General features: G+C 68.3%; 19 protein-coding genes. 2 read left to right on the forward strand and 17 right to left on the reverse strand.

The window, feature by feature from the left end:
* Nucleotides 1–70 precede the first annotated feature (70 nt).
* Together ACUCV0_RS19170 and ACUCV0_RS19175 are read right to left on the reverse strand one after the other, a co-directional pair.
* On the reverse strand, nucleotides 71–976 hold the full coding sequence (locus ACUCV0_RS19170; RefSeq protein ID WP_482213398.1) for an SdiA-regulated domain-containing protein: 906 nt from the start codon (nucleotides 974–976) through the stop codon (nucleotides 71–73).
* Between the two features lie 247 nt (nucleotides 977–1,223).
* The gene (locus tag ACUCV0_RS19175; RefSeq protein WP_059316311.1) at nucleotides 1,224–1,889 is read right to left on the reverse strand and encodes a fumarylacetoacetate hydrolase family protein; all 666 of its coding nucleotides are present in this window, start codon (nucleotides 1,887–1,889) and stop codon (nucleotides 1,224–1,226) included.
* Between the two features lie 224 nt (nucleotides 1,890–2,113).
* Between ACUCV0_RS19175 and serA the strand changes: the two genes are divergently transcribed.
* Nucleotides 2,114–3,343 carry a phosphoglycerate dehydrogenase gene (gene serA / locus ACUCV0_RS19180; protein WP_482213399.1) on the forward strand — a complete coding sequence of 410 codons (1,230 nt, stop codon included), beginning with the start codon at nucleotides 2,114–2,116 and terminating at the stop codon, nucleotides 3,341–3,343.
* Between the two features lie 256 nt (nucleotides 3,344–3,599).
* Here the strand turns inward: serA and rpiA are convergent, their stop codons facing one another.
* Nucleotides 3,600–4,274 carry a ribose-5-phosphate isomerase RpiA gene (gene rpiA, locus ACUCV0_RS19185; RefSeq protein WP_059316309.1) on the reverse strand — a complete coding sequence of 225 codons (675 nt, stop codon included), beginning with the start codon at nucleotides 4,272–4,274 and terminating at the stop codon, nucleotides 3,600–3,602.
* 115 nt (nucleotides 4,275–4,389) lie between these two features.
* On the opposite strand from rpiA, the gene ilvA reads away from it, so the two are divergent.
* Nucleotides 4,390–5,916 (forward strand): threonine ammonia-lyase, biosynthetic, encoded by a 1,527-nt coding sequence (ilvA, locus tag ACUCV0_RS19190; RefSeq protein ID WP_482213507.1) that lies wholly within the window; start codon nucleotides 4,390–4,392, stop codon nucleotides 5,914–5,916.
* A gap of 381 nt (nucleotides 5,917–6,297) precedes the next feature.
* On the opposite strand, the gene ACUCV0_RS19195 is transcribed toward ilvA, so the two are convergent.
* The 14 genes from ACUCV0_RS19195 to ACUCV0_RS19260 all read right to left on the reverse strand — a co-directional run bounded on the left by ACUCV0_RS19195 (nucleotide 6,298) and on the right by ACUCV0_RS19260 (nucleotide 18,795).
* Nucleotides 6,298–6,534, reverse strand: a complete 237-nt coding sequence (locus tag ACUCV0_RS19195; RefSeq protein ID WP_482213400.1) for a hypothetical protein — start codon at nucleotides 6,532–6,534, stop codon at nucleotides 6,298–6,300.
* A gap of 248 nt (nucleotides 6,535–6,782) precedes the next feature.
* Entirely contained in the window at nucleotides 6,783–7,232 is a 450-nt protein-coding gene (locus ACUCV0_RS19200; RefSeq protein WP_059316306.1) for a hypothetical protein, read from the reverse strand.
* Between the two features lie 102 nt (nucleotides 7,233–7,334).
* On the reverse strand, nucleotides 7,335–7,733 hold the full coding sequence (locus ACUCV0_RS19205) for a hypothetical protein (RefSeq protein ID WP_482213401.1): 399 nt from the start codon (nucleotides 7,731–7,733) through the stop codon (nucleotides 7,335–7,337).
* A 23-nt stretch (nucleotides 7,734–7,756) separates the two neighbouring features.
* A complete protein-coding gene (locus ACUCV0_RS19210) occupies nucleotides 7,757–8,989 on the reverse strand; it encodes a beta-ketoacyl-ACP synthase (protein ID WP_482213402.1) in 1,233 nt (410 codons plus the stop codon).
* Nucleotides 8,989–9,726: a 3-oxoacyl-ACP reductase FabG gene (gene fabG, locus ACUCV0_RS19215; protein ID WP_482213403.1), complete on the reverse strand. Its 738-nt coding sequence runs from the start codon at nucleotides 9,724–9,726 to the stop codon at nucleotides 8,989–8,991. Before fabG ends, ACUCV0_RS19210 begins: the two co-directional genes overlap by 1 nt.
* Nucleotides 9,723–10,172, reverse strand: a complete 450-nt coding sequence (locus ACUCV0_RS19220; protein ID WP_482213404.1) for a hotdog family protein — start codon at nucleotides 10,170–10,172, stop codon at nucleotides 9,723–9,725. Before ACUCV0_RS19220 ends, fabG begins: the two co-directional genes overlap by 4 nt.
* Nucleotides 10,169–11,353 carry a beta-ketoacyl-[acyl-carrier-protein] synthase family protein gene (locus ACUCV0_RS19225; RefSeq protein ID WP_482213405.1) on the reverse strand — a complete coding sequence of 395 codons (1,185 nt, stop codon included), beginning with the start codon at nucleotides 11,351–11,353 and terminating at the stop codon, nucleotides 10,169–10,171. Before ACUCV0_RS19225 ends, ACUCV0_RS19220 begins: the two co-directional genes overlap by 4 nt.
* A complete protein-coding gene (locus ACUCV0_RS19230; protein ID WP_059316300.1) occupies nucleotides 11,350–11,850 on the reverse strand; it encodes a hypothetical protein in 501 nt (166 codons plus the stop codon). The genes ACUCV0_RS19225 and ACUCV0_RS19230 overlap by 4 nt, the downstream gene beginning before the upstream one ends.
* Entirely contained in the window at nucleotides 11,847–13,094 is a 1,248-nt protein-coding gene (locus tag ACUCV0_RS19235; protein WP_482213406.1) for an NAD(P)/FAD-dependent oxidoreductase, read from the reverse strand. Before ACUCV0_RS19235 ends, ACUCV0_RS19230 begins: the two co-directional genes overlap by 4 nt.
* Nucleotides 13,087–15,411: an MMPL family transporter gene (locus ACUCV0_RS19240; RefSeq protein ID WP_482213407.1), complete on the reverse strand. Its 2,325-nt coding sequence runs from the start codon at nucleotides 15,409–15,411 to the stop codon at nucleotides 13,087–13,089. Before ACUCV0_RS19240 ends, ACUCV0_RS19235 begins: the two co-directional genes overlap by 8 nt.
* Nucleotides 15,408–15,992 carry an outer membrane lipoprotein carrier protein LolA gene (locus ACUCV0_RS19245; RefSeq protein ID WP_271653131.1) on the reverse strand — a complete coding sequence of 195 codons (585 nt, stop codon included), beginning with the start codon at nucleotides 15,990–15,992 and terminating at the stop codon, nucleotides 15,408–15,410. Before ACUCV0_RS19245 ends, ACUCV0_RS19240 begins: the two co-directional genes overlap by 4 nt.
* Complete coding sequence (locus ACUCV0_RS19250; protein WP_271653130.1) at nucleotides 15,980–16,414, reverse strand: acyl-CoA thioesterase; 435 nt, start codon at nucleotides 16,412–16,414, stop codon at nucleotides 15,980–15,982. Before ACUCV0_RS19250 ends, ACUCV0_RS19245 begins: the two co-directional genes overlap by 13 nt.
* Nucleotides 16,407–17,933 carry an HAL/PAL/TAL family ammonia-lyase gene (locus ACUCV0_RS19255; protein ID WP_482213408.1) on the reverse strand — a complete coding sequence of 509 codons (1,527 nt, stop codon included), beginning with the start codon at nucleotides 17,931–17,933 and terminating at the stop codon, nucleotides 16,407–16,409. The genes ACUCV0_RS19250 and ACUCV0_RS19255 overlap by 8 nt, the downstream gene beginning before the upstream one ends.
* Complete coding sequence (locus ACUCV0_RS19260) at nucleotides 17,923–18,795, reverse strand: LpxL/LpxP family acyltransferase (protein ID WP_313647809.1); 873 nt, start codon at nucleotides 18,793–18,795, stop codon at nucleotides 17,923–17,925. The genes ACUCV0_RS19255 and ACUCV0_RS19260 overlap by 11 nt, the downstream gene beginning before the upstream one ends.
* Nucleotides 18,796–18,832 lie beyond the last annotated feature (37 nt).

The following is an 18,832-nucleotide window of genomic DNA, read 5'->3' on the forward strand; positions in this document are numbered from 1 at the left end:
CGACAGGGTCCTGAGGCGGTGATGCCGCGCAGCCTAAGGGCGCCACCCTGAATTCAAGCTGAATAGGCGCTCATTGCACCGCTTTGGACACCTTGTGAAACACGTGGAAGAGATTGGGTTCACCAATCAGGTAGAGATTGCCGGCCTCGTCGAGGGCCACGCCCTCCGGCTGCTCCATGGTGGCGTTCAGGCCGTGCAGGCCGCGTCTCAAGCTGATGAAGCTGACCGGTGCACCTTCCGCGGTCATTTCCACCAGCGTGTGGGACTGATCGGAAAGGGCCAGCAGGTGACCGGTGCGCGGATCGACCGCCACCGCGGAGTAGTCGATCACCAGCTGCTTGAGGGGAAAGGGCTGGAGGGTACCGGTAACGCCGCGGCCGTCGCTGGCCAGGGTGAAGAGGGCGGCCGGGTCGCGCTCCTTGCTGAGGATCAACCGCTGGTGACGCGGATCCCAGGCGATGCCTTCGAAGCCCTTGTTGCCGGCGTCGGGAAAGCCCAGGTCATGGTGTTCGAAGGTATTGGCATCCAGCTCCTGGGTGTCGTCCGTCAGCTGGAACAGCGACAGGCGCCGCTGGCGCTCGTCGACGATGGCCAGGCGCCCGTCCTGCAGGGCGCTCACCCCTTCCAGGTTGGAGACGTTGCGGATCGGGATGCGCCTGAGGATGTCGCCGGTCAGGCTCAGCTGCACCAGGTAGGGGGTGCTGCCGGTGACGGCGAAGAGGGTGCGGGTACGGGGATCGTAGGTGAGATCGGAGGTCTCGGCTTCGGCCAGGCCCGGCAGTGCCTTGCCTTGGATCACTGCCTGGTAGTCCGGCAGCCAGACCGCCTCGGCCCGGACTTCCGGCGGCGTGCGGTATTCCTGCCACCAGAGCAGGGCCCGGTCGTTCCAGTGCCAGACGAAGGTAAGGACGATCAGCACCAACAGCACGAAGGCGGGGAGGAGACGGAACAGGATGAGGCGAGGGAGTCTGGACATGCGGGCTCGTACGGCTTCTTGTTATGGCTTGCCTGCAACGTCGCCGAGCGAAGGTCAGGCAAGGCAAAAACCCTTGAGGAAGCGGATCGGACTCGCGCTCGAGTTTACGAGGGGTAAATGAGCACTCCGAAAGGGTTTTTAACGCCGCATGGCCGAGCGCAGGCACTTTTCAGGCAAAGCCTGGAGCGTCGTGGCCGTGCCGGCACACCATCGCCAGGCACTCGCCAGGCGACGGTGGGTGGCGGGGTTATAGCACGCGCGTTTCGAAGCGGCTAACGTCCGGCAGCTCCAGCACCAGCTCATCGCCCACGTTGAGAGGTCCGACACCCACGGGCGTACCGGTGAGGATGACGTCGCCTGGTTGCAGGGAGAAATGCCCGGCGATGGTCTGGATCAGCGGCAGGATGGGATTGAGCATGTCGCGGCTGTTGCCGTCCTGGCGGACCTCGCCGTTGATGGTCAGGCGCACCGGGATGTCGGCCAGGTCCTCGAAGGCATCGCCGGGCACGAAGGGCGCGAGCACGCAGGCGCCGTCGAAGCTCTTGGCGATTTCCCAGGGATAGCCCTTGTCCTTGAGGCGGCTCTGCACGTCTCTCAGGGTCAGGTCCAGGGAGGGGGCGAAGCCGGAGATGGCGTCGCGGACTTCCTCTGCCGAAGGCTTCTTCGACAGCGGCTTGCCGATCAGCACGGCGATCTCGGCCTCGTAGTGCACCGAACCCTGGTCGGTGGGAATGGCGAAGCCGTCCGCCACCGGCACCACGCAGCTGGCCGGCTTGATGAACAGCAGGGGCTCGGTGGGAACCGGGTTGTTCAGCTCCTTGGCATGTTCGGCATAGTTGCGGCCGATGCAGACGACCTTGCCCAGGGGGAAGTGGATCTTGGTGCCATCGAGGTACTGGTGCTGATAGGCCATCTTGTGCTCCTGGTGAGTGGCGTCTGCTGGCGATCTTAACCAAAAGCGGGCGCCGCGGCGCGTTGCCGGTCGCGAAGTGCTCATGGTCGCCCTGAGAAAGCTTCAGGTCGCAACCGGACCTGCATCCGGCGGCTCATGCTAAGATAGCGCCCCCTTTGCCGCTGGCTGAACTGGCCTGCGCCGCGCCGGCATCCTTCTCCCTGGAAACTCTGGATTCAACGCAGATGAGCAAGACTTCCCTCGACAAGAGCAAGATCCGCTTCCTTCTCCTGGAAGGCGTCCACCAGTCCGCCGTGGATATCCTGAAGTCCGCGGGTTACAGCAACATCGAGTACGTCACCAGCTCCCTGCCGGATGCCCAGCTCAAGGAAAAGATCGCCGACGCCCACTTCATCGGCATCCGTTCGCGCACCCAGCTCACCGAAGAGGTGTTCGACTGCGCCAAGAAGCTGGTCGCCGTCGGCTGCTTCTGCATCGGCACCAACCAGGTCGACCTGCAGGCCGCCCGCGAGCGCGGCATCGCCGTGTTCAATGCCCCCTATTCCAACACCCGTTCGGTTGCCGAGCTGGTGCTGGCCGAGGCCATCCTGCTGCTGCGCGGCATCCCGGCCAAGAACGCCTCCTGCCACCGTGGCGGCTGGATCAAGAGCGCGGCCAACTCCTTCGAGATCCGCGGCAAGAAGCTCGGCATCATCGGCTACGGCTCCATCGGCACCCAGTTGTCGGTGCTGGCCGAGGGCCTGGGCATGCAGGTGTTCTTCTATGACGTCATCACCAAGCTGCCCCTGGGCAACGCCCAGCAGGTCGGTTCCCTGACCGAGCTGCTCGGCATGAGCGACATCGTCACCCTGCACGTGCCGGAAACTCCCGCCACCCAGCTGATGATGGGCGAGCGCGAGATCCGCGCCATCAAGAAAGGCGGCATCCTGATCAACGCCGCCCGCGGCACCGTGGTCGACCTCGACGCCCTGGCCGCGGCCATCAAGGACGAGCACCTGATCGGCGCCGCCATCGACGTCTTCCCGGTGGAGCCGCGCTCCAACAACGACGAATTCGTCTCGCCGCTGCGTGGCCTGGACAACGTCATCCTGACCCCGCACATCGGTGGCTCCACCGCCGAGGCCCAGGCCAACATCGGCCTGGAAGTGGCCGAGAAACTGGTCAAGTACAGCGACAACGGCACCTCGGTGTCCTCGGTCAACTTCCCCGAAGTGGCCCTGCCGTCGCACCCGGGCAAGCACCGCCTGCTGCACATCCACCAGAACGTCCCGGGCGTGCTGTCGGAGATCAACCGCGTCTTCTCCGAGAGCGGCATCAACATCTCCGGTCAGTACCTGCAGACCGACGAGAAGGTCGGCTACGTGGTGATCGACGTCGATGCCGAGTACTCCGACCTGGCCCAGGAAAAGCTGCAGAACATCAAGGGCACCATCCGTTGCCGCGTGCTGTTCTAAGCATCCTTGCGCCATGAAAAGCCCCGGTCGGGTTCGCCTGACCGGGGCTTTTTTGTGGGCTCAGCGTTTGGGCGGTGTTGGGCTTCGCTGCGCTCAACCCAACCTACCCAAGCCTCGTAGGTTGGGTTGAGACGGCTCCATCGTCGAAGCCCAACAGCTGCTAGCGTAGCGTGGATAACGGCGCAGCCTTATCCACTGGCCGTGCTTGAGCTCACCTGTGGAAAACGCTGGCGCGGTTTTCCACGCTACGGGTGGCTTAGCTGCGCTCCAGGCGCTCCACGCCCTGGGCGGTGCCCAGCAGCAGCACGTCCGCCGGGCGGGCGGCGAAGAGGCCGTTGGCGACCACGCCGACGATGTTGTTGATCTTCGCTTCCAGGCCCACCGGATCGACGATGTGCATGTTGTGCACGTCGAGGATGACGTTGCCGTTGTCGGTCACCACGCCGTCGCGGTATTCCGGATCGCCGCCCAGTTTCACCAGCTCGCGCGCCACGTGGCTGCGGGCCATGGGGATCACCTCCACCGGCAGCGGGAATTCGCCGAGGACGTCGACGCGCTTGCTGGCGTCGGCGATGCAGATGAATTTGCGTGCCACCGCGGCAACGATCTTCTCGCGGGTCAGGGCCGCGCCGCCGCCCTTGATCAGGTTGAGGTGGCCGTCGGCTTCGTCGGCCCCGTCCACATAGAATTCTAGGTCGCTGACACCGTTGAGGTCATAGACGGTGATGCCGTGGCTCTTCAGCCGGTCGGCGGTGGCCTGGGAGCTGGCCACGGCGCCATCGAATTCCAGCTTGTGCTTGGCCAGCAGGTCGATGAAGAAGTTGGCGGTCGAGCCGGTGCCCACGCCGACCACGCTGTCGCGGGAGAGCAGGGGAAGGATGAGGTCGACCGCGGCCTGGGCGACGGCCTGCTTGAGCTGGTCCTGATTCATGGGGATATCCGCAGAGAAACGGGTGAAGGGCCCTCGATTATAGCCGCTCGGACGGCTTGGCTAACCTACCCGGGAGTGCCCGTAGTAGACTTTTCGCCCCCGCCGCACCCACCGGATCGCCCCGCCGATGCTCGAACAGTATGTAAAGAAGACCCTGCTCGCCCCCGTCTACGACGTGGCGATCGAAACGCCCCTGCAACCGGCGCGGGCGCTGTCCGAGCGGCTGGGCTGCCAGGTGCTGCTCAAGCGCGAAGACCTACAGCCAGTGTTTTCCTTCAAGATCCGTGGCGCCTACACCAAGCTGGCCAGCCTCTCGGCCAGCGAGAAGGCCCGCGGGGTGATCACCGCCAGCGCCGGCAACCATGCCCAGGGCCTGTCCCTGGCGGCACGTGAGCTGGGCGTGCGGGCGATCATCGTCATGCCGCGCACCACCCCCGAGCTCAAGGTCATCGGCGTGCAGTCCCGCGGCGGCGAGGTGGTGTTGCATGGCGACGCCTTTCCCGAGGCCCTGGCCGAGGCGCTGCGCCTGGTCGAGGAGCAGGGCTACACCTTCGTGCCGCCCTACGACGATCCCGACGTCATCGCCGGCCAGGGCACCGTGGCCATGGAGATCCTGCGCCAGCACCCCGGGCGGCTGGACGCCATCTTCGTCCCCGTGGGCGGCGGTGGTCTGATCGCCGGCATCGCCGCCTATGTGAAATACCTGCGTCCCGAGATCAAGGTCATCGGCGTCGAGCCGGACGACTCCAACTGCCTGCAGCAGGCCATGGCCGCCGGCGAGCGGGTGGTCCTGCCGCGGGTAGGGCTGTTCGCCGACGGCGTGGCCGTGGCCCAGATCGGCCATCACACCTTCGAGATCTGCCGGCGCTACGTGGACGAAGTGATCACCGTGAACAGCGATGAGATCTGTGCGGCGATCAAGGACATCTACGACGATACCCGCTCCATCACCGAACCTGCGGGCGCCCTGGGGGTGGCCGGGATCAAGAAGTACGCCGAGCGCGCAGGCAGTGGCGGCCAGGTGCTGGTGGCCATCGATTCCGGCGCCAACATCAACTTCGACCGCCTGCGGCACGTGGCCGAACGCGCGGAGCTGGGCGAGCAGCGCGAAGCCATCATCGCCGTGACCATTCCCGAGCGGCCGGGGAGCTTTCGCGCCTTCTGCGAGGCGCTGGGCCGGCGGCAGATCACCGAATTCAACTACCGGTACCACACCGGCCAGGAGGCCCATATCTTCGTTGGCGTCCAGACCCATCCGCAGCGCGATCCGCGTGACGCCCTCATCCAGGGCCTGCGCGACCAGGGCTTCCCGGTGCTGGACCTGACCGACAACGAACTGGCCAAGTTGCATATCCGCCACACCGTGGGTGGCCACGCGGCACGGGTCGGTGAGGAGCAGGTGTTCCGCTTCGAATTCCCCGAGCGGCCCCGGGCGCTGTTCGACTTCCTCGACCGCCTGGGCGGACGCTGGAACATCAGCATGTTCCACTACCGCAACCACGGCGCGGCGGATGGGCGAGTGTTCGCTGCGCTGGAAGCCAGTGATGCCGAGCGGGGCGAGCTGCTGGCGACCCTGGATGCCATCGGCTATCGCTATTGGGACGAGACCGAGAATCCGGCGTATCGGTTGTTCCTGGGCTGAGGTCGGGTGGTGTTGGGCTTCGCTGCGCTCAGCGCCAACCTACGGGTAGGGTGGATAACGGCGTAGCCTTATCCACCGTTGGTAGCGGAGCCCGTCAGTGGAAAACGCTGCGCGGCTTTCCACGCTACGGTTGAGTACGCCTGATCGCGGCCATGGGCCGCTCCTACAGATTCAGATGTCATTGTAGGAGCGGCCCATGGCCGTGATGAGCGAACTATCGAACTTCCGGAGCGCCCGCATCGGCGGATCGCTATGGCCGCGATGAGCCCATAAGCCAACGCTGAACCAGACCGCCCCTTCTTCCTCTGGGAGAGGGCTGGGGTGAGGGAGGCCAAACATCGATAGTCCCGCCCGTTGGGCTTCGCTACGCTCAGCGCCAACCTACGACGCCGGCTCCTCCACGCTGATATCTGTCAACCCATGCACTTCAGCCTGCCGCAGGATGGCCTCGGCGGGGGCGTCGGCGGGTGGTAGGGCTAGGCTGTTCTCGGCATCGGCGCGCAGGTGTTCCAGCACGGCGAGGGCCGCTTCATGGGGCGCGAGCGTCGCCTGCGGATGGTCGAGATCGAGCTGACGGGGTTCGCCGTCCTTGCGGTAGTGGACGCGAAAGTGGGGCATGGCGGCTGCCTCGGGGTGGGTTTCTAGACAGACTACCCCGGACGCACCGCCGTTCCGGCTTAGAAGCTATTCACGATCTGCTACGCGTCGGCCAAACGGCGTTGAAAATACCCTGGGTCGCCAGCCCGGTCGGAATGCTCGTTTACCACTCGTAAACCCGAGCGCGGGTCCGATCCGCTTCCTCAGGCATTTTCGTGGGGCCGCCTAGGCCTTGTTTGGCTCTAGCTCGCGAGATCGTGAACAGCTTCTTACTTGAGGATCACCAGCTTGCCCTTGAGAGCGACACCGGCGATGAAGGCGCCGGCGTGGCATTCGTAGCGGCTGGGATCGCTCCACTCGTTCTTCTTGTAGTAGCTGGTGATGTCGGTGACGGCATTGGCGCCGGCGGCCTTGGCGGCTTCCTGCAGGCGGATCAACGCCGATTGCAGCACCCAGCGGCAGGCGACCTCGTCGGTCTTGTTGAAGGCGTTGGTCTTCTGGTTGGTGGTGATGCTGGAGTTGACCACCGTGGCCTTGCCCGGCACCGGGTTGCCGGCCAAGTAGAACTTGACGCTGCCATCCAGGCGCTTGGCGGCCAGGGCTTCCTGGACCACCTCGGCGAAGGGCAGCTGCAGGGTGGTGTCGCGGGCCTGGGCGGCGGTGGGGAGCAGGGCGGCCAGGCTCAGGGTGAGGGCAAGGGCGGGAGCGATGAGGCGCATGGTGACTTCCTTGTGGGGGGGGGAGGGTGACTATTTAACCCAGAACGTCCGTCCCGTCAGCCTTGGGGCGGTGTTCTGCGATATCGCGCAAGCCGAGGACCGTTACTGCGCGTCGGCAGCGGGGGCCGGCAGCTGCAGTCGCCGGCGAATGTCGGCGTCGAGCAGCTGGACCCACTTGTTGTAGTTGCGATGGATGCGCTCGCCGTCGTAGTCGAGGCCGGCACTGTCGCGGTAGCGGATCTGGTAGCCCTTGGTGCTGTAGGGGATGTCGACCCAGGCCTGGTGGCGATCGCGCACCACGATGCTGGCGACCACCAGGCCGGGGCTTTCCTGGCCCACCGTCCAGCCGCGGCGTTCGAGGGTATCGACGATGGCGCGGCGAACGTCGGCGGCGTTCTCCACCCGGTCGGCGGGGAAAACCTCCTGGGGCGTCACCAGGGGCGCGCGGGTGCAGGCCGCCAGGAACAGCAGAGCGGAGACGAGCAGCAGGCGACGCAACATGGGAATACCTCGGGAAATGGCCATCAGGACCAGCGGCGGAAGATCAGCGAGGTGTTGACCCCGCCAAAGGCGAAATTATTGTTCATCACATGATCGGTACGCAGGGTCCGCGGTCCGTCACGCAGATAGTCCAGCTCGCCGCACTGGGGGTCCAGTTCGTCGAGGTTGAGCGTCGGTACGAAACGCTCTTCGTTCATCATGGCGATGCTGAACCAGGACTCCAGGGCGCCACAGGCCCCGAGGGTATGGCCCAGGTAGCTCTTCTGCGAGCTGATGGGCATGCCGGAGCCGAACAGCGCCTGGGTGGCCCGGGTCTCGGCGATGTCGCCCTGTTCGGTGGCCGTGCCGTGGCCGTTGACGTAGCCGATGGCCTCCGGCGTCAGCCCGGCGTCTTCCAGGGCCAGCTCCATGGCGCGCTGCATGGTGGCCTGTTCGGGGCGGGTGGAGTGCTGGCCGTCGGCGTTGCTGCCGAAGCCGACGATCTCGGCGTGGATGTGCGCGCCGCGCGCCAGGGCGTGCTCCAGCTCTTCCAGCACCAGGATGCCGGCGCCTTCGCCGATCACCAGGCCGTCGCGTCCCTTGTCGTAGGGACGCGGCGAGGTGTGGGGGGCATCGTTGCGCAGGCTGGTGGCATAGAGGGTGTCGAAGACCATGGCCTCGCTGGGACAGAGTTCTTCGGCGCCGCCCGCCAGCATCAGCGGCAGGCGGCCGAACTTGATGGCTTCGTAGGCGTAGCCGATGCCCTGGCTGCCGCTGGTGCAGGCGCTGGAGGTGGGAATCAGCCGGCCCTTGAGGCCAAAGAACAGGCTCAGGTTGGCGGCGGCGGTGTGCGGCATCATGCGCACATAGGTGTTGGCGTTGAGCCCCACGGCGGCGTCGCTGAGCAGCATGTTGGCCAGCGCCTTGATGTCGTCGGTGCTGCCGGTGGAGGAACCGCAGGCTACGCCCATGCGGCCATCGGCGATGCCGGGATCATTCAGCAGCCCGGCATCGGCCAGGGCGCGCTCGGCGGCGGCCACCGCCAGCTGGGAGACGCGGCCCATGCTGCGCAACTGCTTGCGCGTCCAGTGGCTGGGTACCTGGAAGTCGACGATGGGCCCACCCAGGCGGGTATTCATCTCGGTATAGCGGTCCCAGGCGTCCATGCGGCGGATGCCGCTGTGGCCGGCCAGGAAGTGGTCGCGGATGGTCGGCCAGTCACTGCCCAGGGCGGTGACGCCGGCCATCCCGGTGATCACGACGCGACGACCGATCATCAGCACAGCCCTCCGTTGACCGCCAGCACCTGGCGGGTGATGTAGCCGGCCTCGGGGGCGAGCAGGAAGGCCACCGCGTGGGCCACCTCCTCGGGGGTGCCCATGCGCCCGGCGGGGATCATCTCGAGAATCTTGTCCACTGGCACATGCTCGTCGAGGATCTCGGTGTCGATCAGCCCCGGGGCGACGCAGTTGACGGTGATCTTGCGCTTGGCCAGCTCCACCGCCAGGGCCTTGGCGGCGCCGATCAGCCCCGCCTTGGAGGCGCTGTAGTTGACCTGGCCGCGATTGCCGATCAGCCCGGAGACCGAGGTGATGCAGACGATACGCCCCGGCGCGCGGCGGCGGATCATCGGCATGACCACCGGGTGCAGGACATTGTAGAAGCCGTCGAGATTGGTGCGCAGGACCACGTCCCAGTCCTCGCCGGTCAGCGCCGGGAAGGCGCCGTCGCGGGTCAGGCCGGCATTGCAGACCACACCATAGTAGCCGCCGTGGGCTTCGGTATCGGCCTCGAGGATGGCCGCGCAGGCGGCGCGGTCGCCGACGTCGAATTGCAGCACCCGGGCCGTGCGGCCCAGGGCCTCCACCTCGACGCGGACGGCCTCGGCTTCCTCGCGACAGCTGCGGCAGTGCAGCACCAGGTCGTACCCGGCCGCGGCCAGGCGCAGGGCGATGGCGCGGCCCAGGCCGCGGCTGGAACCGGTCACCAGGACCGGGGCGGGGGCAACGCTCATGGCGCGGGCTCCTGTAGATACAGATCCGCCTGGGGCGGACGATAGACGTTCAGGCGGGCGCTGGCCTGGCAGCCAGGGCCCTGCAGGTGGCAGTCGAAGATGGCCATGCCATCGTCGTTCTGCAGTGCCGGCTGGGCCTGGATGCGCAACTCACCGCCGGCGGGAAAGGCCGCCACGTCGCAGGCGAACTGGCGGGTGCCGAGCAGGAAACCCAGGGCCGGAGTCTCGCCGCGGCGGCGCGCTTGGCAGCCAGCGAAGGCGGCCACGCTCTGGGCCATCAGCTCCACGCCGATCCAGGCTGGCAGGGCGCCGTCGGCGTCGGTGAAGAGACCGGGGCGCACCACCAGGCGGGTCTCGATGCCCTGGTCGTCGCAGGCGAGGATCTCCTCGATCAGCAGCATGTCGCCGGCGTGGGGCACCAGCTCGGCGAGGGGCCAGGGGATCATGGCGTGGCTCCGAGGATGAGGCTGACGTTGCTGCCGCCAAAGGCGAAGCTGTTGCTCATGGCGTGGCGGCGGCCGTCCAGACGGCTGTCGGCGTGAGCCAGCGCCAGGCGTGGCAGGGCAGGATCGGCCTGGCCGTCCCAGCGCTGCGGCGGCAGCTGGCCAGCCGGGTTGAGCTGCGGGTCCAGGGTCAACCAGGCGAAGGCGGCTTCCAGGGCGCCGGCGGCGCCGAGGGTATGGCCGGTCAGCGGCTTGGTCGAGGAGCAGGGCACCCCGGCCGGGAACACCTCATGGGTGGCGTGGCTTTCCATGGCGTCGTTGTGTGGCGTGGCGGTGCCGTGCAGGTTGAGATAGCCGATGTCGCCCGGCTGCAGGCCGCTGGCACGCAGCGCTGCCTGCATGGCCTGGACGGCGCCACGACCGCTGGGATCGGGAGCGGAGATGTGGTGGGCATCGGAACTGGCGCCGCCGCCGAGCAGGGCGATGGGGCCGGGCTCGCGGGTCAGCAGGAACAGCGCCGCGCCCTCGCCGATGTTGATGCCGCAGCGATTGACCGAGAAGGGATTGCACAGGCGTTCGCTGACCGCTTCCAGGGCAGCGAAGCCGTTCAGGGTCAGGCCGCAGAGGCTGTCGACGCCACCGCAGAGCACGGCGTCGCAATGGCCTTGGACCAGCAGCCGACGGGCACTGAGCAGGGCGCGGGCGCTGCTGGTGCAGGCGGTGGACAGGCCATAGCAGGGGCCGCTCAGGCCCAGGTAGCGGGCGAGGAAATCGGCCGGCGCGACCAGCTCCTGCTGGGCGTACTGATAGCCCTCGGGCAGTTGGCCGCTGCGCTGGTGCACGGCGATGCCCAGGCTGGCCTCGTGAATGCCGGAGGTGCTGGTGCCCAGCACCACGCCGATGCGCGCAGGACCGTGGCGCTCGATGGCCTCGCGCACCTGGGGCTCGATCTCGGTCAGGGCCGCCAGCAGGAGCTGGTTGTTGCGACTGAAGAAGGGTGCCCAGTCGGTAGGCCAGGCCGGCAGGGCGGCGCTGACGGTGCCCACCGGCGGCTGGCGCTCGGGGATCCAGCCCGGGGTGGGCTGCATGCCTGCCGTGTCGCCGGCGAACAGGCCGCGCGCCACCTCGGCCTTGCCCTGGCCCAGGGCGCAGAGCAGCCCCAGGGCATTCAGGTAGGCGCTCAAGGCGCGGACTCCGGCAGCAGGGTCAGGCGATAGCGCGATCCGTCCGGCGCCTGCAGCTCCAGGCGGTCGGCAGCGGGATAGCGCACCTGCCAGTCCTTGAGGCTACGGCTGCCGTCGGCAGCCTGTTGCCAGTCGCCCGCGGCATAGGCCTGCGGCAGTTGGTCGGCCGGGGTCAGGGCGAACAGCAGTACGCTGAAGAAGGTGCGCGCCCGGGGATTGGGCGGCAGCAGGCCGTCGGCGTGCCAGGCGCCGTCGAGCAGGCGCTGGCGCGCCTGGGGCACACCCAGCGGATCGAACAGGGAAAAGCGCAGGGCTTGGCCTTCCGGCTGGATGGCCAGCAGCAGGGCGTCGCTGCCCTCGGCGGTCTGGCGCTCCACCTGATAGACGAGCGTGTGCGCCAGCGGGGGCGGACTGCTGGGCAGTGGCGGTTGGCTGGCGCAGGCGGCGAGCAGTAGCAGGCAGGCCAGCGCGAAGACGAGCGGACGGGGCAGGGTCATGCAGGGTGGGCCGAATTCAGCTGGCAGAGCTCGACGAGCAGGCGCAGGCGCCGCTTGGGCTCCTTGACGAAGGGGTTGCGAAGGTCCCAGGCGTAGCCGGCGAGAATGGCGCAGATCATGCGGCGGATCTCGGGGTCGGCGTTCTCGAAATAGATGACGTCCTGGAAGCTGCCATCGTACCAGCCCTCCACATAGGCACGGAACGTATCGACGCCCGCCTTGAGCGGTCGGGCGAACTCGCCCTCCCAGTCCACCGCCTCGCCACGCAGCTGGCGATCCACCAGGGGCGCGGCCAGGCTGGCCGAGCGCAGGGCGATGGTGACGCCCGAGGAAAACACCGGATCGAGAAACTCGGCGGCGTTGCCCAGCAGGGCAAAGCCGGGGCCGTGCAGGCGCTTGACGTTGGCCGCATAGCCGCCCAGCTCGCGCACCGGGGTATCCCAGACCGCATTGTGCAGTACCCGGGCCAGGCTCGGGGTCTCGGCGACCCAGTCGCGCAGACAGGTGGCGAGATCGGTGGCGCGTCCGGTATAGCGCTCGGCGGCGGCCACCACCCCGAGCGAGGTGCGACCGTCGCTGAAGGGGATGGTCCAGAACCAGACGTCGCGCCAGGTCGGGTGGGTGGTGATGAGGATGCGGTCGCGGTCGAAGCCGGGAACGTCGATGCGGTCTTCGACATGGGTGAAGAGGGCGCGACGCGGGGGGAAGTCCGAAGGGGCTTCCAGGTCCAGCAGGCGTGGCAGCACCCGCCCGTAGCCACTGGCATCGAGCAGGAAGTCGGTGGTCAGCGCATAGGCCTGGCCGTCGTCGCCCAGCACCTCGATCCGGGTTCTTTCACCGCCTTCGCCCAGGGTCACGGCGGTCACCCGCTGGCCGTAGCGGATCGCCACGCCCTGGCGAGCGGCGTCGTCGGCGAGGATCTTGTCGAAGGGGCCGCGCTGGACCTGGAAGGTGCTGCGCCCGCCACTGTAGGTGTCGCGGAAGTCGAAGTCGGTGTAGCGCTCTCCCCAGGCGAAGGCCGCGCCGACCTTGGTCTGAAAACCAGCGGCCTCGACCGCCGGCAGCATCCCCGCTTCCTCGACGAAATCCAGGCTGTGGGAGAGCAGGCTCTCGCCGATGGAAAAGCGCGGGAAGTGCTGGGCTTCCAGCACCAGTACCGGATGGCCGCGACGCTTGAGCAGGGCGGCGACCACGGCGCCGGCCGGGCCGGCACCGATGACGACCAGGGGATGATGTTCAACCATGACGAAGGTCCTTTTCGTGGGAGACGGGGGGCGAGGCCCAGGGTGCCAGCAGAAAGCTGAACACCAGCCCCAGGCTGATGGCCAGGCCGAAGTTGGCGATGGCCGGGGTGCTGCTGAGCATCAGCAGACCGAACGACAGCCAGCTGCCGACGCCGGACAGCAGGCCTCCGAGCAGACTCACCGCCGCGCCGCCGATGGCCTCGTGCATGAGGATGGCGTAGTCCACGCCGATGGCGGTGATGAGCAGCAGGGCGAAGAGGCTGAACAGGGTCAGCGGCTGACCCAGCCAGCCCAGGCAGGCCAGGGCGGCCAGCGCCGCCAGCAGCGGCAGGCAGACGATGCGCAGCGCCGCGCGGCGACCGAAGGCCCAGAGCAGCAGGAGGAAGATGGCCGCCGAGGCCAGCAACTTGAGCTCCACCGCCAGGCGCTGGGTATGGAGGAACAAGCCGCGCAATTCGCCCAGGCGATCCACCAACTGCACACCGGGCAAACCCTCGGCCACCCTTTGCAGGACCTGGGCGTTGCCCAGCCCTTGCAGGCTGACCAGCCCGGCCGCGCCGCCGTCGGCAGTCCGGCCCAGCCAGAGCGGTCGCCAGGGCTCGCCCAGTGGCCCGGCCAGGGCCTGGTCGAGACTCAGGTCGGGTAGTTGATGCAGTTGCCTCAGTTCGGCGTCCAGCGCCTCGGCCGGAATGCCTACCGCCAGCAGGGGTTGCAGGCGCTCGCCCCAGCCTGCCAGGGCCTGGCGCAGTTCGGCCTGGGCCGCGGCGGGGGCGACCAGGCCGCTAAGGGCGCGATAGCCCTGCAGCTGACCCTGATTGACCAGGCTATCCAGGCGCTGACCCAGGGCGGCCTGGCGGTGCAGCACCTCATCGGCATCCGTCCCGCGCACCAGGAAGAACTGGCTGGTGGGTTGCAGCCCGGTAAGGCGGGCGATGGCCTGGGCTTCGCGGGTCAGCGCCGGGTCCTGGCCAAGCCAGAGGCGCAGGTCGTTCTGCAGGTGCAGTTGCCAGACGCCCGCGCCGCAAAAGGCCAGCAGCGCCAGCAGCAGCGGCAGGCTGCCGGTGCGCGCCAGCAGGCGCAGCCGCAGGTCGAGCAGGCACTGCATCAGTCGCAGGGGCGCAGCGGGCGGTGCCAGGTCCAGGCGCTGCCACCAGGCCGGCAAGAGGCAGACGGTGGTGAGGTAGGCGCCGATCAGGCCGGCGGCGGAAAACACCGCCACCTGGGTCAGCGCCGGAAAGGGCGTGCAGGCCAGCGCCAGGTAGCCCAGCAGATTGGTCGCCAGGCTCAGGGACAATCCCGGCAGGGTCTGGCGCAGGATGGCCGTGGCATTCCATGGGCCACCCTTCCAGCTCTTGCTCAGGTAGTGCAGCGGGTAGTCGGCGGCCACCCCGGTCAGGCTGGCGCCGAGGATCAGGGTGAGGGCGTTGATCTGGCCGAACAGCAGCACGCAGGCGGCGCTGCCGGCCAGGAGGGCCACGCCCACCGCCAGCAGGCTGAGCAGCACCCGCCAGCGGCGGAACAGCCCCAGCAGCAGGGCCAGGGTGCCAAGGGTGGCCAGGCCGCCGATCAGCGACATCTCGCGACTGGCGGTGGCCTGGCCGGCGGCGGCGTATCTCAGGCCGCTGGCGGCGAGTAGCTGACCGCCATCCGCGACCACCTCACGGCGGGCGGCCTCGATCAGGGCTTCCACCCGAGGCGGAGCGTCGAAGTCGAAGGCATCGGCGCGGGTACGGGCGCGGATCAGGGCCCAGGTCAGACCGTCGCCCTGGGTCAGCAGCAGGCCGCTGCCGGCGTCGAATTGCACCTTGCTGGCCGGGGTGAGCTGGCGCTGCACCAACAGGCCGAGGCCGAACCAGTCCTGCTCCAGGGGCAGGGCGCCGGCGCCAGCGAAGGGATCGAATAGGGCCGCGGCCCGGGCCTGCAGATAGCTGTCGGGCGTCTTGAGCAGTTCGTCGCGCGCCGGCCCCGGTGTCAGCGCCAGGCGACTGGCCAGGAGTTGCTGGCGCAGGCCAGGCAGATCCGGCGTGAGTTGCCATTGCACCTTTTCGAACAGTGGCTCCCGCGACCAGGTCTGGCCCAGGCGCTCGACCAGGGCAGCGACCCGCTCACGTTGGGGATGACCCACCAGCAGGAGCACCTCACGATTGAGCGGCTCGGCCATGCGCGCCTCGGCCTGCTGGGTAAGGGCGTCGCCGGCGCCCTGGGGCAAGAGCGCCAGCAGATCGGCGGCCACCGGCGGACCATGCCGCCACTGCCAGGCGCTGAGCGCCAGCAGGGTGAGCAATAACAGCAGGAAGGGGCGCTGCAGCCGGGTCACTGGAAGACCGCGCGCTGCTCGGCGCCCAGGGTGTCGCTGGGCTGGCCGTCCAGGGTGAGCAAGCTGCGGTCGCCCTGGGTCTCACGGATTTCCACCTGTTCGACCAGGGCGCCGCCCTGGATGAGGATGCCGTCGAACACCTGCTTGAGCAGTGCGCCGCGTGGGGTCAGGCGCAGCTGCCAGTGATTGGCGTCGCCTGTCAGGGCCAGCTCGAAGTCGCGTTCCAGGCCGCTGCGATCGCCGCCGAGCACGGCCAGGAACAGGGCGCTCTGGCGCGCGGCCAGGTCGCTGCCGGGCAAGGGCGTCCAACCCGTCGGCGTCTGCTTGGCGATGGCGCCCGGGGTGATGCGATAGGTCTGGGTCAGCGGCTTTTCCAGCCGCCAGAGCAGCCCCAGGCCGCGGGCCAGGGTGAAGTGACCGCTGCTGGTCAGCGGTTGCGGCAGGGCGCGCAGATAGCGCTGCTGGACGAAGCTGCCCTCGACCGCCGCGGGGCGCGCCAGCTGGGCGGCCAGGTCGTCGAGATCGAAGGCCTGGGCCAGGGGCGCGGCCAGGATGAATAGCAGAGCGATCAGCGTGCGCATGCCAGGGCCCTCTCCACGGCGTCGATGAAGACCTTGGGCGAGGCCAGCTGCATCTCGCGGCTGGCCAGGTCCACGGCGACCTGCACGGTGCTGGCGCGGGTCAGGCGCTCACCGGTGGCCGCGTCAGTGATCAGGTAGTTGAGCTTGAGGCGATGCTCCCACTCCACCAGATCGGCCTTTACCCGCACGCGCTGCTGAAACAGCAGGGGGCGGATGTAGCGGATCTGCAGGTCGATCACCGGCCAGCCATAGCCGGAGTCGCGCATCTGCAGGTAGTTATGGTCGAGGCGGTCGAGCAGCGCGCAACGCGCCACCTCCAGGTACTTCACATAATGGCCGTGCCAGGCGATTTCCATCATGTCGACGTCGAAGAAGGGGATCTGCATCTCCACCTCGACCTGCAGGGCACCGGTCTTACGCATAGAGCCTCCAGTGGCGGGCGCGAATCAGGGTCAGGGTCTGGCGCAGTTCGGCTTCCAGGGCACGGTCTTCGATCAGTGGCGGGAAGGTCTCGCCCAGCGCGCGGTGCATGGCGGCCAGGGGCGCGGGCGGTTGCACGCCCTGCTCGCACCTGAGCCAGACGCCTTGCTGGGCGGCCAGCAGGGTGGCGGCGGTCACCTGCTCGGTGAGCTCCAGCACGCGCAGGGCGTCGCGGGCGGCAATGGTGCCCATGCTGACCTTGTCCTGGTTGTGGCATTCGGTGGAACGGGAGAAGACGCTGGCCGGCAGGGTGCCCTTGAGCGCCTCGGCGGTCCAGGCGCTGGCGCCGATCTGCACCGCCTTGAAGCCGTGGTTGAGCATGGCCCGCTCGGCCGGGGCGCCGGAGAGATTGCCCGGCAGGCCATGGTTGTAGCGCGCATCCACCAAGAGGGCGAGCTGGCGGTCGAGCAGGTCGGCGACGTTGGCCACCAGGGTCTTGAGACTGTCCATGGCGCAGGCGATATGGCCGCCATAGAAGTGGCCGCCATGCAGCACTCGCTCGTCTTCGGCGTCGATCAGCGGATTGTCGTTGGCGCTGTTGAGTTCGGTCTCGATGAACTGGCGCAGCCAGGGCAGGCTGTCGGCCAGCACGCCCAGGACATGGGGGGCGCAGCGCAGCGAATATCTGTCCTGCAGGCGGTGCAGGGGCGCGGCCGGCCCTTCGGCGGCGAGATCCGCGCGCAACCAGGCGGCCACCTGGCCCTGGCCCGGATGGGGCTTGGCGGCGAATAGGCGCTGGTCGAAGTGCTCCGGGTTGCCGGCCAGGGCCACCACGTTGAGCGCGGTGATGCGCGTCGCCAGGCGCAGCAGGTACTCGGCGCGGGAGAAGGCCAGGCAGGCCAGGCCGGTCATCACCGCGGTGCCGTTCATCAGCGCCAGGGCTTCCTTGGGCCTGAGCACCAAGGGCGTCCAGCCCAGTTCGGCATGGACATCCGCTGCTTCCCGTATCTCATTGCGCCAGAGCACCTGGCGCTCGCCGCAGAGGGCGGCGGCGACATAGGACAGCGGGGTGAGATCGCCACTGGCGCCCACCGAGCCCTCTTCGGGGATCAGCGGCAGGAGGTCTTCACGCAGGAAGGCGGTGAGGCGTTCGAGCAACTCGACGCGCACCCCGGAGACGCCCTGGCACAGCGACTGCAATCGCGCCGCCAGCACCGCCCGGGTCGCCGTCGGATCCAGATGGCGCCCCAGGCCGCAACCGTGGAAGGTGTAGAGCTGACGCGGCAGCGCCTCGACCTGGGCGAGGGGTACGGCGACCACGCAGGAATCGCCGTAGCCGGTGGTGATGCCGTAGACCGAACCCTCGCGGGCCAGCAGCGAATCGACGAAGCGCGCGCCGCGGGCGATGCCGTCGCGAAAGGCGGCGTCGTCCTGCAATTCGGCCTGGGCCCGGCCCTCGGCCAGGGCGACCAGGTCTTCGATGGCGAGGGCCTGGCTACCAAAGCGAACACTAGCGTTCATCGCGACTCCAGAAGGGGTAGAAGTTGAACCACTGCCGCGGCGCCTTGAGGCAATGGGCGGCGAGGCGCTCGGCATAGGCCTGGGCCAGGCCCTGGATGCCGGCGGCACGCTCCTGGCGACGCCAGGCCGGGGCCGGCGCGAAGTCTTCCAGGTAGAGGTGGTAGCCGTCGGCTTCGCGCAGGCAGAACAGCAGGTTGGTCGGGCAGCGCAGCAGGTGCGCCAGCAGCCAGGGGCCCTGGGGGAAGGGCGCCGGCGCGCCGAGGAAATCCACCTCGACGGTCCGGCCGCCGTGCAGCGGCACCCGGTCGCCGGCGATGGCCAGCCATTCGCCGCGCTCCAGGCGCTCGCTGAGCTGCAGCATCACCGCCGGGTCCAGCTCGCTGACCTGGATCAGCCGCAGATCGCTGGCGCCGGCTTCCTCCAGCAGACGATTGAAGGCCTCGGCATGGCGGGTGTGCACCAGTACATTGAGGCGCACCCGCCGCCCCAGCTGGGCCAGGGCGCGACAGACTTCGAGGTTGCCCAGGTGGGCGGTGACCAGGATCTCGCCGCGCGGCGCGTGCATGCGGCTGTGCACCTGATCCGGGTCGTGCAGTTGTACCTGATCAAGGCCGAGGCGGCCGTTCCAGGCGTCGAGCTTGTCCAGCAGGGCTTCGGCGAAGGCCATGAACTGGGCATAGCCGCTGCGCCAGCTGGGCTGCAGGTCGGGACGATTGCTCCAGGCGGCCAGGCGCTGCTGGTATTCGCGGATGCCGCGGCGGGCGCGGGCGCCGAACAGGAAGAAGTACAGCACGATCAGCCGCAACAGCGGAGCGATGGCGCGGCGGCCCAGGTGCCGTGCCAGCCAGGCGGTGAGGCGCATCAGCACGGGGCTGCCACGCTCGCGCTGCTGCGCCCAG

The sequence above is a fragment of the Pseudomonas sp. VMV1 genome (genome assembly GCF_056790235.1).

What these genes read in the sequence shown, in the direction of transcription:
- ACUCV0_RS19170 (WP_482213398.1), bottom strand. Translation starts at nt 976, where the DNA reads ATGTCCAGACTCCCTCGCCTCATCCTGTTCCGTCTCCTCCCCGCCTTC.
- ACUCV0_RS19175 (WP_059316311.1), bottom strand. Translation starts at nt 1,889, where the DNA reads ATGGCCTATCAGCACCAGTACCTCGATGGCACCAAGATCCACTTCCCC.
- serA (WP_482213399.1), top strand. Translation starts at nt 2,114, where the DNA reads ATGAGCAAGACTTCCCTCGACAAGAGCAAGATCCGCTTCCTTCTCCTG.
- rpiA (WP_059316309.1), bottom strand. Translation starts at nt 4,274, where the DNA reads ATGAATCAGGACCAGCTCAAGCAGGCCGTCGCCCAGGCCGCGGTCGAC.
- ACUCV0_RS19195 (WP_482213400.1), bottom strand. Translation starts at nt 6,534, where the DNA reads ATGCCCCACTTTCGCGTCCACTACCGCAAGGACGGCGAACCCCGTCAG.
- ACUCV0_RS19200 (WP_059316306.1), bottom strand. Translation starts at nt 7,232, where the DNA reads ATGCGCCTCATCGCTCCCGCCCTTGCCCTCACCCTGAGCCTGGCCGCC.
- ACUCV0_RS19205 (WP_482213401.1), bottom strand. Translation starts at nt 7,733, where the DNA reads ATGTTGCGTCGCCTGCTGCTCGTCTCCGCTCTGCTGTTCCTGGCGGCC.
- ACUCV0_RS19210 (WP_482213402.1), bottom strand. Translation starts at nt 8,989, where the DNA reads ATGATCGGTCGTCGCGTCGTGATCACCGGGATGGCCGGCGTCACCGCC.
- fabG (WP_482213403.1), bottom strand. Translation starts at nt 9,726, where the DNA reads ATGAGCGTTGCCCCCGCCCCGGTCCTGGTGACCGGTTCCAGCCGCGGC.
- ACUCV0_RS19220 (WP_482213404.1), bottom strand. Translation starts at nt 10,172, where the DNA reads ATGATCCCCTGGCCCCTCGCCGAGCTGGTGCCCCACGCCGGCGACATG.
- ACUCV0_RS19230 (WP_059316300.1), bottom strand. Translation starts at nt 11,850, where the DNA reads ATGACCCTGCCCCGTCCGCTCGTCTTCGCGCTGGCCTGCCTGCTACTG.
- ACUCV0_RS19235 (WP_482213406.1), bottom strand. Translation starts at nt 13,094, where the DNA reads ATGGTTGAACATCATCCCCTGGTCGTCATCGGTGCCGGCCCGGCCGGC.
- ACUCV0_RS19245 (WP_271653131.1), bottom strand. Translation starts at nt 15,992, where the DNA reads ATGCGCACGCTGATCGCTCTGCTATTCATCCTGGCCGCGCCCCTGGCC.
- ACUCV0_RS19250 (WP_271653130.1), bottom strand. Translation starts at nt 16,414, where the DNA reads ATGCGTAAGACCGGTGCCCTGCAGGTCGAGGTGGAGATGCAGATCCCC.
- ACUCV0_RS19255 (WP_482213408.1), bottom strand. Translation starts at nt 17,933, where the DNA reads ATGAACGCTAGTGTTCGCTTTGGTAGCCAGGCCCTCGCCATCGAAGAC.
- ACUCV0_RS19260 (WP_313647809.1), bottom strand. Translation starts at nt 18,795, where the DNA reads ATGCGCCTCACCGCCTGGCTGGCACGGCACCTGGGCCGCCGCGCCATC.